Annotated in this window: 12 protein-coding genes; 6 read left to right on the top strand and 6 right to left on the bottom strand. The window is 67.3% G+C overall.

Features of this window, described 5'->3' with window-relative positions; translation table 11 throughout:
* Positions 1-136: 136 nt before the first annotated feature.
* Positions 137-1,390, top strand: coding sequence for a glycosyltransferase (locus ACQR3U_RS05840; protein ID WP_230809947.1), 1,254 nt, complete (start codon positions 137-139; stop codon positions 1,388-1,390).
* Between the two features lie 32 nt (positions 1,391-1,422).
* On the opposite strand, the gene ACQR3U_RS05835 is transcribed toward ACQR3U_RS05840, so the two are convergent.
* Together ACQR3U_RS05835 and ACQR3U_RS05830 are read right to left on the bottom strand one after the other, a co-directional pair.
* Positions 1,423-1,914 carry a hypothetical protein gene (locus tag ACQR3U_RS05835; RefSeq protein ID WP_230809946.1) on the bottom strand — a complete coding sequence of 164 codons (492 nt, stop codon included), beginning with the start codon at positions 1,912-1,914 and terminating at the stop codon, positions 1,423-1,425.
* Between the two features lie 187 nt (positions 1,915-2,101).
* Positions 2,102-2,545 (bottom strand): STAS domain-containing protein, encoded by a 444-nt coding sequence (locus ACQR3U_RS05830; RefSeq protein WP_006553574.1) that lies wholly within the window; start codon positions 2,543-2,545, stop codon positions 2,102-2,104.
* Positions 2,546-2,853: 308 nt separating this feature from the next.
* Between ACQR3U_RS05830 and ACQR3U_RS05825 the strand changes: the two genes are divergently transcribed.
* Positions 2,854-3,273, top strand: coding sequence for an ATP-binding protein (locus tag ACQR3U_RS05825; RefSeq protein ID WP_230809945.1), 420 nt, complete (start codon positions 2,854-2,856; stop codon positions 3,271-3,273).
* Positions 3,270-4,052: a SigB/SigF/SigG family RNA polymerase sigma factor gene (locus tag ACQR3U_RS05820; protein WP_006553576.1), complete on the top strand. Its 783-nt coding sequence runs from the start codon at positions 3,270-3,272 to the stop codon at positions 4,050-4,052. Before ACQR3U_RS05825 ends, ACQR3U_RS05820 begins: the two co-directional genes overlap by 4 nt.
* 43 nt (positions 4,053-4,095) lie before the next feature.
* On the opposite strand, the gene ACQR3U_RS05815 is transcribed toward ACQR3U_RS05820, so the two are convergent.
* The 4 genes from ACQR3U_RS05815 to aceA form a co-directional block, all read right to left on the bottom strand.
* Positions 4,096-5,154 carry an NAD(P)-dependent alcohol dehydrogenase gene (locus ACQR3U_RS05815; RefSeq protein WP_039585432.1) on the bottom strand — a complete coding sequence of 353 codons (1,059 nt, stop codon included), beginning with the start codon at positions 5,152-5,154 and terminating at the stop codon, positions 4,096-4,098.
* A 79-nt stretch (positions 5,155-5,233) separates the two neighbouring features.
* Positions 5,234-7,534: a 5-methyltetrahydropteroyltriglutamate--homocysteine S-methyltransferase gene (gene metE / locus ACQR3U_RS05810; RefSeq protein ID WP_230809944.1), complete on the bottom strand. Its 2,301-nt coding sequence runs from the start codon at positions 7,532-7,534 to the stop codon at positions 5,234-5,236.
* A gap of 105 nt (positions 7,535-7,639) precedes the next feature.
* A complete protein-coding gene (locus ACQR3U_RS05805; RefSeq protein WP_019291147.1) occupies positions 7,640-8,536 on the bottom strand; it encodes a 3-hydroxybutyryl-CoA dehydrogenase in 897 nt (298 codons plus the stop codon).
* A 166-nt stretch (positions 8,537-8,702) separates the two neighbouring features.
* Entirely contained in the window at positions 8,703-9,992 is a 1,290-nt protein-coding gene (aceA, locus tag ACQR3U_RS05800; protein ID WP_006553580.1) for an isocitrate lyase, read from the bottom strand.
* 534 nt (positions 9,993-10,526) lie between these two features.
* Between aceA and ACQR3U_RS05795 the strand changes: the two genes are divergently transcribed.
* The 3 genes from ACQR3U_RS05795 to ACQR3U_RS05785 are packed head-to-tail and all read left to right on the top strand — an operon-like array spanning position 10,527 to position 13,559.
* Positions 10,527-11,672 (top strand): globin domain-containing protein, encoded by a 1,146-nt coding sequence (locus ACQR3U_RS05795; protein WP_230809943.1) that lies wholly within the window; start codon positions 10,527-10,529, stop codon positions 11,670-11,672.
* A gap of 53 nt (positions 11,673-11,725) precedes the next feature.
* Positions 11,726-13,138 carry an acetate metabolism transcriptional regulator RamB gene (gene ramB, locus ACQR3U_RS05790; RefSeq protein WP_006553582.1) on the top strand — a complete coding sequence of 471 codons (1,413 nt, stop codon included), beginning with the start codon at positions 11,726-11,728 and terminating at the stop codon, positions 13,136-13,138.
* Between the two features lie 19 nt (positions 13,139-13,157).
* Positions 13,158-13,559: a PPOX class F420-dependent oxidoreductase gene (locus ACQR3U_RS05785; RefSeq protein WP_230809942.1), complete on the top strand. Its 402-nt coding sequence runs from the start codon at positions 13,158-13,160 to the stop codon at positions 13,557-13,559.
* The last annotated feature ends 5 nt before the right edge of the window (positions 13,560-13,564 follow it).

Genomic DNA, 13,564 nt, shown 5'->3' with positions numbered 1-13,564 from the left:
CCGGGACCGGTCGTCCCGGCCCGGTGCGGCCGGAGCCACCGACCCACACGAACGAACAGGTGGGGCAGCAGCGTATTCCGGTTCGTACCGGCGCGCCGTGACCGGTTTATCCCCCACCACACACGGGAATACCGCTGTGGTGAAGATCGCGATGGTTGCCGGACAAGTGAATCCCCTGCTCGGTCACGGCGCGCACGCAGATGCGCCGCCGCAAGGACTTCACGTCCACCTGGCCGAACTGTCGTCCGCCCTCGCCGGGGCCGGTCACGAGGTGGTGGTCTACACACGCCGCGAGGACCGCGACGCCCCCGACCGGATTTCCGCCCCTGGTGGATACGAGGTGGTGCAGGTACCGGCAGGACCACCGTCCCCGCTGCGTCCCGACGAAACCGCCTCTGCGATGGGGGAATTCGGGAGCTTCCTGGATCGGGAGTGGCGCCAGCGGCCACCGGACATCACCCACGCCCACTACTGGCTGTCCGGACTGGCCACGCAGCTCGCCACCCGTTCGCTGGGCATCCCCACGGTTCAGACCTTCCATTCCCTCGGCACGGTCGAGCACCGGATCCGGGAGAAGACTGCGATGGACGCGTCCGCGCGCGACCGAATCCGCTTGGAGCGGCTCCTCGCCCGGGGCGCGACACGCATGATCGCGACGAGTTCCGACGAGGTGTTCGAGCTGGCGCGCATGGGACTTCCCCGCACGCGGACCACGGTGGTGCCGAGCGGCGTGGACGCCGTGCACTACAGCACCGCTGCCGCTCCCGACACCACGAGGACCCGCAAGCATCGTCTGCTCGCAGCCGGCCCTCTCGAACTGGGCTCCGGATTCGACATCGCCATCGAAGCGCTGGCGGGCATTCCCGACACCGAGTTGATCATCGCCGCGCATCCCGCTCCCCCGTACTCGTCGCGCCGAGCGGACGAGCAGGAGAAGTCCCGTCTCGTGAAGCTCGCACGCGTACGCGGTATGCAGGGACGCGTCCGGATCCGCCGCGATGTCGGGCGGGACGAGATGCCCGGTCTGCTCCTGTCCGCCGACGCCGTGGTCTCCACTCCCTGGCACGATCCGTCGGGGATGCTCGCCCTGCAGGCGATGTCGTGCGGTCGCCCGGTCATCGCAACTGCTTCCGGTGGAATGCTCGACACTGTGCTCGACGAGGCGACCGGCCTTCTCGTGCCCACCCGCTCCCCCGAGGCTGTCGCGGCCGCCGCGCGCCGCCTTCTCTCCGATGCGACGACACGCGCCACCTTCGGTATCGCCGGACGCGACCGCGTTCTCGCCCGGTACACCTGGGATCGCGTGGCGGAGGACACCCTTCGCGCCTACGAACGCTGCGTGCCGGTCCGGCGTACTGCACACCGGACCGCACGGACCGGCGTGCAGTAGCGCCCGTCGAACCTCTACAGACGCCGGAGCGATCAGCGACGGAAGTCCTGATCGTTCCGGTGTGCGCCCGCTGGGCCGGCCTCGTCGCCCGGCACGGTGTTCGGGACCTGATCCGACGAACCTGCCGTCCGCGGAACCGGATCCGCGCGGTGATCACCGCGCTCGGCGTGTTCCGCCGAACGGGGATCCAGCTCTTCCGCCCGGCGACGACGCTCGTCGAGTTCGGCTCGTGCCGCTTCGGCGGTACGACGTTCCTCCTCGGAGCGGGCGCGCAGCCGCTCCGCCTCGGCCGCCTTCGCTTCGGCGTCCGCCGCGGCGCGACGGGCCTCCGCTTCGGTGCGTTCGGCCGACGCCGCCCGCTGTTCGACTCCCGGCCTGTTCTCCTCGACGCTGCGACGCAGACGTTCGGCTTCGGCACGCCGGCGCTCGGCACGCCGGTTGCGGAGCGTCCACCCCAGCACCGCCACTACCACCAACGCGACGACCACCGCTGTCACCAGCAGAATCCAGTCGTTCGTGCTCATCTCGACCTCCTCGGGTTCACCAGCGGGTTCCCCCGGGTCGAAGTGACGAAACGGGCGCCTCGGGCCGAGCGGCGGATCGGAGATGCCCTCCGAACAGAACCGTTGCCGCCCGGGAAACCCGAACGGCAACGGTATGGAGGGGCGTGGCGGATTGCGGCCACGCCGTATGGTCGGCTCTCCCGGCCTGTTACTTCACGCGAGCGAGCGCAGCAAGCGCTGCTTCACGTGTTCTGCATGCCTTGGAAGCGATGGTCGCGTCGGCGACCCGGAGCAACCGTTCCACCGGTCGCCCACTCAGAAGTGCCCAGCGGACGTTCAGGGCACGCGCACGTTCGTCGAGATCGTCGAAGACCGACAACCCGGCCGCACCGAAGAATTCGACTGCTCCGAGATCGACGACCATACGGATCGATTCTTCGAGCTGCCGATGGGTGAACGCGTGTAGAGCGTGTGCGTTGCGGATGTCGATCTCGCCTCGCACGTCGATCCAGACGAGGTCCGGTTCGATCTTCTGCGCGCTGAATTCTGCGCCGACGACCCGTTCTGCGGGAATGTCGGACCTGATCGGCCGAGCCGACCACCCGGATGGGACGGAATCTACCTGTGCGGCAATTCGCTGAGGAACTGTCATAGCACTTCCCAACATCGAAAATTGCAGGAAGCACGACCTACGAGACAGGCACAACCGGTGACCGATCGGAACCCTCCCGAAACAGCGGTGCTTCCGTGTTCTCGGCTGTGTGCTCAACCTTCTGCCGCCACAGTAGTCCACGAACCACGGGCACTCAACACGCCGATCGTGCATTTCGGGAATGTTGCGGCCCCCTGCCCAGGTCACGGTGGATGGATTGAATTCGCGGTATCTGGGTAATCTCTCCGACGACCAGACAGACACGACCCGCTCGTACCCCCACTCCCCGTACTGGAGACATCAGGCTCATGGCAAAATCCGCGTCGATCGAATCGGCACGCGACCACAATCCCCCGGTAGTCGAACTTCGAGTAGAGGCCCATCCCGACCAGCTCGCAGTGCTCCGAGCGGTAGCCGCCGCGATCGCGCTGCAGCACGACTTCGACCTCGATACCGTTGCGGATGTGAAGCTCGCCGTCGACGAAGCGGCCACGCGGCTGATCATGGGCGCACCCGGGGACGCGATCCTGGCGTGCTCGTTCCGGGCGGCTCTCCCGCTGCTGCACATCAGCCTGTCGGCGCCCACGAACGACGCCTCCGAGATCGGGCAGCCGCGCTCCTTCGGATGGCACGTGCTCAACTCGCTGACCGAGTCCATCTCGGTGACGAGCGACGACTCGCGCGCCACGATCGACATGTCCATCGCCGAAGGCAGCGCCGATCGGTGACGCGCAACACGGGTAGGTCGAGCGACGAGTACGCCGACGTCACCGAAACGTTGAGAACACTCCTCGCACTCGAGGAGGGCGACCCCGGTCGCATCCGCATCCGCGACGCAGTGGTCGAGCGGTGCCTGCCGCTCGCCGAGCACATCGCCCGGCGCTTCGACGGCCGTGGTGAGGCCTTCGAAGATCTGCTGCAGGTCGCGCGCCTGGGCCTGGTCAACGCGGTCGACCGTTTCGACCCCGAACGCGGTTCGGATTTCGTCTCCTTCGCGGTCCCCACGATCATGGGCGAGGTGCGCCGGCACTTCCGTGACGCCGGCTGGGCGGTTCGTGTGCCGCGACGCATGAAGGAACTGCATCTGTCCCTGAGCAAGGCCACGTCCGAGCTCTCCCAGCAGCTCGGACGTGCACCCACCGCCTCCGAGCTCGCCGAGGTACTCGGCATCGATCAGGAGGAGGTGCTGCAGGGTCTCGTGGCCGGCAACGCCTACCAGACCGTGTCGGTCGACCGGTCGTCCCCGTCCGGCGACGACGGGCTCACCCTCGCCGACACGCTCGGCGACTACGACGCCGCGCTCGACGAGGTCGAGAACCACGAGGCGCTGCGTCCGCTGCTCGAGGCCCTTCCGGCCCGCGAACGCACGGTCGTGCTGCTGCGCTTCTTCGGCAACATGACGCAGACGCAGATCGCCGAGCGCGTGGGTGTCTCGCAGATGCACGTGTCGCGTCTGCTCACGAAGACCCTCGCGCAGCTCCGCGATCAGCTCGGCGACAACTTCTGACGGGTCGACGTCCCGGGCTCCCGTGCCCGGGACGTCGACGCGGTCAGAACGTCGAGGCGTCGATCACGAAGCGATAGCGCACATCACTGGCGACCACACGGTCGTATGCCTCGTTGATACGGTCCGCGGAGATCAGCTCGATCTCCGCACCGATGCCGTGCTCTGCGCAGAAGTCGAGCATCGCCTGCGTGTCGGGGATTCCGCCGACATTCGATCCGGCCATCGCACGATCGTTCATCGCGAGCGAGAACGCCCGCACCGACAGCGGCTTCTCGGGCAGGCCGAGGCCGACGAGGGTGCCGTGCAGCCGCAGCAACGACAGGTAGCGGTCGAGGTCGAGGTTGACCGAGACGGTGTTGAGGATCAGATCGAACTTCCCGCGCAACTCCTTGAAGGTCGACTCGTCCTCGGTGGACCGGTAGTCGACCGCACCGAAGCGCAGGCCGTCGTCCCGCTTCGACAGCGAGTGACCGAGCACGGTCACCTCCGCACCCATCGCTGCCGCGATCTTCACTCCGACATGCCCGAGACCGCCCATGCCGATGATCGCGACCTTGCTCCCCGGCCCGGCATTCCACCGCTTCAGCGGCGAGTACAGGGTGATTCCCGCGCACAGCAGAGGCGCTGCGGCGGCCGGGTCGAGTCCGTCGGGAATCCTCAGGACGAAGTGTTCGGTGACGACGATGTGTGTCGAGTAGCCGCCCTGGGTGACGGAGCCGTCGCGGTCGACGGAGTTGTAGGTTCCCGTCACCCGACTGGTGCAGTGCTGCTCGAATCCTGTTCGGCAGGGCTCACATTCACCACAGGAGTTCACGAAGCAACCCACGCCGACGCGGTCTCCGACGGCGTGCTTCGTGACACCGGAACCGACGGCGGCGACGGTGCCGACGATCTCGTGGCCCGGCACGATCGGGTACTTGGTTCCGCCCCACTCGTTCCGGGCGGTGTGGATGTCGGAATGGCAGATGCCGGCGAATTCGATGGCGATGAGCACGTCGAGCGGGCCGAGGGCACGTCGTTCGACGGTGGTCTTCGACAGGGGCGCGTCGGGCGCGGTGGCGGCGTATGCGGCGACGGTGGTCGTACCGGTTGTGGACGTCATTCCTCCACAACTACTCCGCCTCGCGACGACGTGCACCCGCGGGGGACTCCCGCAGGTGCACGTCGTGGAGACGGTTCGACTATCCGGCCTGGTCGGACCGGTGTGTCGCCCGGCGGCGCAGTCGTCGCGCCGCAGCGACGAGGTTGCGCAGCGACGGCTCGAGCTGCCAGTGGTGACGGGTCTTGAGACCACCGTCCGGATTGGCCCACAAGCGGTCGAGTTCCACCGATTCCGCCGCCTCGCTGAGCAACTCGTCGAGCTCGTCGATGTCCGGGATCCGGGCCGAGCGGGACTCGTAGACACCGGGACCGACACCGTGGGACAGCGCGCGGTCCTTGATCGCCTCGAGCACCCAGCGGATCGAGCGTGTCGCCACGATCGCCGTGACGTCGGCGTCGAGCCGCTCGATCGCGTCGACCACCGACACCTGACCCGAATAGGTCAGGTGCGTGTGGATCTGCGTCTCCGGCTTCGCGCCACCGGTGGCGAGACGGAAGGCGTCGACGGCCCAGTCGAGGTACTCGGAGCGCCCGTCCTGCCGCAGCGGCAACAGTTCCCGGATGGCCGGTTCGTCGACCTGGATGATCGCGATGCCCGCCCGCTCGAGATCGGCGATCTCGTCGCGGATGGCCAGCGCGAGCTGGTCGGCCGTCTCGTGGAGCGGCTGATCCTGACGCACGTAGGAACGCGCCAGCATCGTCACCGGACCGGTGAGCATGCCCTTGACCGGCTTGTCGGTCAGCGACTGCGCGAACGAGATCCACTCGACCGTCATCGGCTTCGGCCGCACGATGTCGCCGTAGAGGATCGGCGGGCGCGTGCAGCGCGAACCGTAGGCCTGCACCCAGCCGAAGTGGGTGGTGGCAAAGCCCTCCATCAGCTCGGCGAAGTACTGCACCATGTCGTTGCGTTCGTGCTCGCCGTGGGCGAGGACGTCGAGACCGATGTCCTCCTGCAGACGGATGGTGGACTCGATCTCCTCCTGGATCCGCTTGACGTACTCGCCGTACGACATCCGGCCACGACCGAGTTCCGCTCGTGCCCTGCGGATTTCCGCGGTCTGCGGGAACGACCCCAGGGTTGTCACCGGCACCGGCGGCAGATCCAGTCGCTTCTGCTGCGCGGTGCGGCGCTCCTCGTAAGGCGCGCGCACCCGATGGGCGGGTGTGACCGCGTTCAGACGTGCACGGACGGTGTGCTTCTGCTTGAAGTGCACCGACACGGGCGGCTTGCGCCACCGCTCCTCGGCTCCGGTCGTGAGCGCCTTGGCAAGGGAGACCACCTCCCCCACCTTCTGCTTCGCGAACGCGAGACGGTCGGCGACGTCGCCGGGGATGTCGTACTCGACGAGCAGGTCGTAGGGCACGTGCAGCAGCGAGGACGAGGTCGACACGACGAGATCCGGTGCGACCGCGGCGAGCGACTTCAGGTAGTCGAGGGTGCGGTGGCGGTCGACCTTCCACACGTTGCGGCCGTCGACGACACCGGCGTAGATGCGCTTGCGCTTGAGTCCGGGCACTGCGGCCAGTTCGTCCGCGCTCATGCGGCCGTTGACCAGGTCCAGGCCGATCGCCTCGATCTTCGACGCGGCCAGGATCGGCAGTGCCTCACCGAGATGCCCGTACGGGCCGGTCACGAGCAGACGCGGACGCAGCGGAGCGTGCGAGAGCGCGTCGTAGGTACGCGCGAGGGCTGCGAGCTCCTCCTCGCTGCGGTCCTCGGTGAACGACGGCTCGTCGAGCTGCACGCAGGTGGCACCGGCACGGGCGAGCTGCTCGAAGAGCTTCTCGTATTCGGGGAGCAGCGCGTCGAGCAGGTCGAGGGTGCGGAAACTCTCCTTCGTCGACGTCGGTGCGATCTTCGACAGCAGCAGCAGCGAGACCGGGCCGAGCACCACCGGCCGCAGCTCGATACCCTCGACCTTCGCACGCTCGAACTCGTCGAGTACGGCCGCCGAATTCAGCTCGAAGACGGTGTTCTCGTCGAGTTCGGGCTGGCGGTAGTGGTAGTTGCTGCCGAACCAGCGCACCAGCTCGAGCGGCGGGAAGTCCTCGCGGCCACGGCACAGCGTGAAGTACAGATCGAGCGGGTCGAGCTCATCGGCCAGTGGACGGAACCGCTCGGGCAGCGCGCCGAACAACAGCGCGTTGTCCAGGACGTGATCGTAGTAGGAGAACGTGTTGCCGGGTACCTGGGTCAGACCCGTGGCTGCGAGCTCGCGCCACGTGTTCTCCTGGAGCTCGCGAGCGACCGCGACAAGTTCGTCGCGCGTGCCCTCACCGTGCCAGTAGGCCTCGAGGGCGAACTTGAGCTCGCGGCGGGGCCCGATGCGCGGGTACCCGAGGATGCTCGATCCGTATCCGTCGGCGAGAGTTGCCATGTCGGCGTCGACCTTTCCCTCATGCACGTCGCGCCCGTGCACCGGTGACCAGTGTTCGGAACACTGTCGCCGGGCACGGGCGCCGTGTGCGGTGGTGCTACCTGGCTAGCCGGCCTTCTTGACCGTGCGACCGTTGTCGGCGTACTCGTAGAAGCCGGCGCCCGACTTCTTGCCGACGAGTCCCGCCTCGACCATGCGCTGCAGCAGCGGCGGGGCCGAGTACAGGGGCTCTTTGAACTCCTCGTACATGGAGTCGGCGATCGACTTGACGGTGTCCAGACCGACCAGGTCGGTCAGGGCGAGCGGACCCATCGGGTGGGCGCAACCCAGGACCATCGTCTTGTCGATGTCCTCCTTGGTGGCGAAGCCGGACTCGACCATCCGGATCGCCGAGAGCAGGTACGGCACCAGCAGCGCGTTGGCGATGAAACCTGCACGGTCGGAGGACCGCACGACCTGCTTGCCCAGTACGTCGGCTGCGAACGCCTCGGCGCGCTCGGCGACGGTGGGGCTGGTCTTCAGGGTGGTGACGAGCTCGACGAGCGGGAGCACCGGAACAGGGTTGAAGAAGTGCATGCCGATGACACGCTCGGGCGCACCGGTCGCGATACCGAGCTTCATGATCGGGATCGACGAGGTGTTCGAGGCGAGCACCGCGTTGGGATCGGTGACGATCTTGTCGAGCTCCGCGAGGATCTCGCTCTTGACCTTCTCGTCCTCGACGACGGCCTCCACCACGAGCTGCCGATCGGCGAAGTCACCGAGATCGGAGGTGAAGCGCAGACGCCATGCGGCCTGCTCACGCTCCCGTTCGGTGATCTTTCCGCTGCTCACGCCCCGGTCCAGCGACCGGAGGATCCGGGCACGTCCGGCAGCCGCGAGTTCGCGGGTCTGCTCGAACACCAGTACGTCGACATGAGCGCGTGCGCACACCTCGGCGATACCTGCGCCCATGATGCCGGCGCCGATCACGCCGACGCGCTGAATCTTTTCGCTGGTCACGTCAGCTCCTTCTCGTTGTGGGGGTCGTGGCCGAGGCCGGAAGTACAAGCGAGGACCCGTCGGGTGCGCGCGTTTCGAACTGCTCCGGATACGCACGCACCCCGCGGCAGGACATGGGGACCTGGATCCCGCCGCGGGGTGGTGGACCTCGGGGTGGCGCTGGTTCCTAGTGGAACTGGCCTTCCTCGGTGGAGCCCTTCAGGGCAGCCGTGGAGGTGTTGGGATCGACGGTGGTGGCGATGGTGTCGAAGTAGCCGGCACCGACCTCACGCTGGTGCTTGATGGCGGTGAAGCCGCGCTCCTTGGCCGCCTTGAACTCGCGCTCCTGCAGGTCGACGAAGGCCGTCATGCCCTCGCGGGCGTAGCCGTGCGCCAGGTCGAACATGCCGTAGTTGAGCGAGTGGAAGCCGGCGAGGGTGATGAACTGGAACTTGAAGCCCATCGCGCCGAGCTCCTTCTGGAACTTCGCGATGGTCGCGTCGTCCAGGTGAGCCTTCCAGTTGAAGGACGGCGAGCAGTTGTAGGCCAGCAGCTGGTCCGGGAACTCGCTGCGGACGCCCTCGGCGAACTTCTTGGCGACCTCGAGGTCCGGAACACCGGTCTCCATCCAGATGAGGTCGGAGTACGGAGCGTAGGCCTTCGCACGGGCGATGCAGGGCTCGATGCCGTTCTTGACGTGGTAGAAGCCCTCGGCGGTGCGCTCACCGGTGATGAACGGGCGGTCACGCTCGTCGACATCGGAGGTGATGAGGGTCGCGGCCTCGGCGTCGGTGCGGGCGATGACCACGGTCGGGACGTCCGCGACGTCGGCCGCGAGGCGAGCCGAGGTCAGGGTGCGGATGTGCTGCTGCGTGGGGATGAGCACCTTGCCACCGAGGTGACCGCACTTCTTCTCCGACGCGAGCTGGTCCTCCCAGTGGGAACCGGCGACGCCGGCCGCGATCATGGCCTTCTGCAGCTCGTAGACGTTGAGGGCGCCACCGAAGCCGGCCTCACCGTCGGCGACGATCGGAGCGAGCCAGTTGTCGACGGACGTGTCGCCCTCGACCTTGGCGATCTCGTCGGCGCGCAGCAGCGCGTTGTTGATACGGCGGACGACCTGCGGAACCGAGTTCGCCGGGTACAGCGACTGGTCCGGGTAGGTGTGGCCGGACAGGTTGGCGTCGCCGGCGACCTGCCAACCGGAGAGGTAGATGGCCTTCAGGCCGGCGCGGACCTGCTGGACCGCCTGGTTACCGGTGAGGGCGCCGAGCGAGTTGATGTAGTCCTCGTTGTTGACGAGGTCCCACAGGATCTCGGAACCGCGGCGAGCGAGGGTGGCTTCCTCGACGACGTTGCCCTGCAGCTTGGCGACCTGCTCGGCGGTGTAGTTGCGGGTGATCCCCTTCCAGCGCGGATTGGTGTCCCAATCCTTCTGGATCTCTTCTGCAGTCCTCGGGGTGCCGGTGGTCGACATCAAATCTCCACTCTCTAGATCTGCCCCGCTCGGGATGAAGCAGTACGCGTGTACGACTTCACATCCTTTGCGTGCCGTTCGGATGTACAAGAACGACAATGGCACAGTCCAAAAAGCCCGTCTACCTGTTGCTAATGCCAATCTCGGCTATTTTCGTCGCAGCCATTGCGAAGATTGCCAATCGATGGTCGGTCCAACTACCCGAATCGGGCACGGGTTTATTACCCGCGAGTAGTAACTACCTCGGCTTTTGCCGCTGCCGTCCGGCCCACACCGCCGGGACGCCTCGTCCCGCCGACTCCCCCACCTCGGGACGGATCGGACACCTGCCTGTGACTGCCTTCACAAACGGTGATCGTGGTTTGTGATCCCCATTGACCCCTGGAATCCCATCCGTAACATGTCTCGGGCCGGATCGGGGCCGGTGCATCGTAGTGCCTTCGTGTCTCAGGGCCCCGGCCGAACAGCCCCCGAACACGAGGAGTCGACATTCTCTCGAGTACGTCGCGGTCGATCGTCGAAGCGACCCTGCCGGTGGTCGGCGCCGAGATCGGCACGATCTCACGTGTCTTCTACAACCGGCTCTTCCGGGCCGTCCCGTCCCTGCGGGACACCTTCAACCGCACCAACCAGGCCAACGGGGCCCAGCAACGGGCGCTCGCCGACTCGGTCGCCGCTTTCGCATCACTGCTGGTCACCCACGCACCGACCGACATCGACCCGATCATGGAGCGGATCGCCGCCAAACATGCGTCCCTCGGTGTACAGGCCGCGCACTACGGGATCGTGCGGACCCACCTGTTCGCCGCGATCGCCGAGGTGCTCGGCGACGCCATCACACCGCAGGTCGCCGTGGCCTGGCACGAGGTGTACACGCTGATGGCGAACTCGCTCGTCGAGCAGGAGACGGAGCTGTACCGGCGGGCCGGTGTGGCCCCCGGTGACATCTGGCGTCGGGTTGTCGTCACCGAACACGAGTACGACGGCGCGCACGCGGCCACCTTCCACCTCCGCTCCGTCGACGGTCGGCCGCTGCCGGCCTTCCTTCCCGGCCAGTACATCTCGGTGCGGGTCGCGCTGCCGGACGGCTCCGAGCAGATCCGCCAGTACACCGTCTTCCCGGGCAGGACGAGCGGCGAGTGGGCCGTCACCGTCAAGCGCGTGCCGGGCGGACTCGTCTCCCCCGTGCTGTGCGACGGCCTGGGCGTCGACGATCACCTCCTCGTGTCACCGCCGTTCGGCAGCGTCGTCGTCGACAGGGGCAGCGAACCGTTGCTGCTCGCCTCGGCGGGCGTGGGCGTGACGATGACGATCGCGGCGCTGCGCGACATGCAGTCCCGGGGCGACGGCCGGAGCGTCGACGTCGTCCACGTCGACCGCACCCCCTACGAGCAACCGCACCGGACCGAACTCGCCATCCTGGTCGACTCGTTGCCGGACGCCCGGCTGCACGTGCGCTACACCGAGTACGACGAGATTCGCAGCGACGGACGAACTCCACTGTCCGGGCTGACGATTCCGGGCGATGCCCGCACCTATGTGTGCGGTCCGATCACGTTCATGCGTGCCATCCGCTCGGATCTCGTCGCGTCGGGGGTATCCCCCGGGTCGATTCACTTCGAGGCGTTCGCGCCGGGCTCGTGGTTCGGCCTCGAGGCCCCACCGGTATCTGTCGATTAACACGCTGCGAACGCTGCCTTGCGAAGGCTGCGAGGCAGTTCTACCCTGGGCGAATGGCCAAGACCTATGTAGGCGCCCGGCTGCGGCAGCTACGCACCGAGCGAGGACTCAGCCAGGCCGCGCTCGCCAAGACCCTCGAGATCTCGGCGAGTTATCTCAACCAGATCGAGCACGACGTCAGGCCGCTGACGGTGCCCGTCCTGCTCCGGATCAGCGAGGTCTTCGGGGTCGACGCCACCTTCTTCTCCTCGCAGGACGACACCCGTCTGATCGCGGAGATGCGGGAGGTCGCGCTCGACCGGGAGATGGGCATCGAGGCCGACGCCCAGGAGATCGCCGAGATGGTCGCAGCCCACCCCACTCTGGCGCGCGCGATGGTCAATCTCCACCGGCGCTTCCGCAACACCACCGCGCAGCTCGCCGTCGCGACCGAGGAGAGGTACAGCGACGGCAGCGGCAGCGGTGCGATCACCATGCCCCACGAGGAGGTCCGCGACTACTTCTACCAGCGGCAGAACTACCTGCACGATCTCGACACCGCGGCCGAGGAGCTGGCCAACCGCATCCGGTTCCACCGCGGCGACGTGGGGGGCGAGATCGCTCGCCGCATGACCACGGTCCACGATGTGCAGATCGTCAAGCGCATCGACCTCGGCGAGAACATCCTTCACCGCTACGACCCCGAGACCCGTGTCCTGGAGGTCGCGCCGCAGCTGTCCGGCGGGCAGCAGGTCTTCAAGCTGGCCATCGAACTCGCGTACCTGGAGTGTGGAGAGCTCATCGACCGCCTCGTCGCGGAGGGTTCGTTCACGAGCGATGCCTCACGCGCGCTGGCCCGGCTCGGGCTCGCCAACTACTGGGCGGCCGCACTGATCCTGCCGTACACGCAGTTCCACGAGATCGCAGAGGACTTCCGCTACGACGTCGAACGCCTGTCGGCCTTCTACGGCGTCAGCTACGAGACGATCGCGCACCGGCTGTCGACACTCCAACGTCCGAAGCTGCGGGGCGTCCCGTTCTCGTTCGTGCGCGTCGACCGCGCGGGCAACATGTCGAAGCGTCAGTCCGCCACCGGTTTCCACTTCTCCACCAGCGGTGGCACGTGCCCGTTGTGGAACGTATACGAGACCTTCGCCTATCCCGGCAAGATCATGACGCAGATCGCGCAGATGCCCGACGGTCGTCGCTATCTGTGGGTCGCGCGCACGGTCGAGCGTCGCGCCGCGCGTTACGGCCAGCCGTCGAAGACGTTCGCGATCGGTCTCGGCTGCGAACTGCGGCACGCGCATCGCCTCGTCTATGCCGACGGTCTCGACCTCGACGAGTCCAATCCCGGCACGCCGATCGGCTCGGGTTGCCGCGTGTGCGAGCGGATGAACTGCCCGCAGCGCGCCTTCCCTCCCCTGGGCAAGGAGATCGACATCAACGAGCACCGCTCGTCGGTCTCGCCGTATCTGGTGCGCTGAGCGTCGATAGGCTCGTCGCATGGCACGCACCCCCGACTCGATAGGCGCGAAGGCACTCGAGTTCCTGTCCGAGTACCACCTCGCGACGCTCACGACCCTCCGCAAGGACGGCTCGCCGCACGTCGTCGCCGTCGGGTTCACGTGGGACGGCGAGGCCGGCCTCGCCCGCGTCATCACCTTCGAGGGCTCCCAGAAGACCCTCAACGTCGAGCGCGGGGGTTACGCGGTGGTGAGCCAGGTCGACGGCGGTCGCTGGCTCACCCTCGAGGGCCCGGCCCGCGTTACGCGCGAGCCGGCCGACATCCGCGAGGGCGAGCGTCGCTACGCCGCCCGCTACCGCGAACCCCGCCCCAACCCCCGCCGCGTCGTCATCGAGATCGCAGTCGAGCGCGTGATGGGCTCGGTCCTCGACCCCATCTGACGCAT

Source organism: Rhodococcus sp. IEGM1339 (assembly GCF_050321925.1).
GTDB lineage: Bacteria > Actinomycetota > Actinomycetes > Mycobacteriales > Mycobacteriaceae > Rhodococcus > Rhodococcus pyridinivorans.
Note: the sequence above shows the minus strand (reverse complement) of the source record. Positions and strands in the feature narration are given on the sequence as shown.

Coding starts and splice junctions, on each gene's coding strand:
- ramB (WP_006553582.1), top strand. CDS start 11,726: ATGGCCAAGACCTATGTAGGCGCCCGGCTGCGGCAGCTACGCACCGAG.
- ACQR3U_RS05830 (WP_006553574.1), bottom strand. CDS start 2,545: ATGACAGTTCCTCAGCGAATTGCCGCACAGGTAGATTCCGTCCCATCC.
- ACQR3U_RS05835 (WP_230809946.1), bottom strand. CDS start 1,914: ATGAGCACGAACGACTGGATTCTGCTGGTGACAGCGGTGGTCGTCGCG.
- ACQR3U_RS05785 (WP_230809942.1), top strand. CDS start 13,158: ATGGCACGCACCCCCGACTCGATAGGCGCGAAGGCACTCGAGTTCCTG.
- aceA (WP_006553580.1), bottom strand. CDS start 9,992: ATGTCGACCACCGGCACCCCGAGGACTGCAGAAGAGATCCAGAAGGAT.
- ACQR3U_RS05825 (WP_230809945.1), top strand. CDS start 2,854: ATGGCAAAATCCGCGTCGATCGAATCGGCACGCGACCACAATCCCCCG.
- ACQR3U_RS05815 (WP_039585432.1), bottom strand. CDS start 5,154: ATGACGTCCACAACCGGTACGACCACCGTCGCCGCATACGCCGCCACC.
- metE (WP_230809944.1), bottom strand. CDS start 7,534: ATGGCAACTCTCGCCGACGGATACGGATCGAGCATCCTCGGGTACCCG.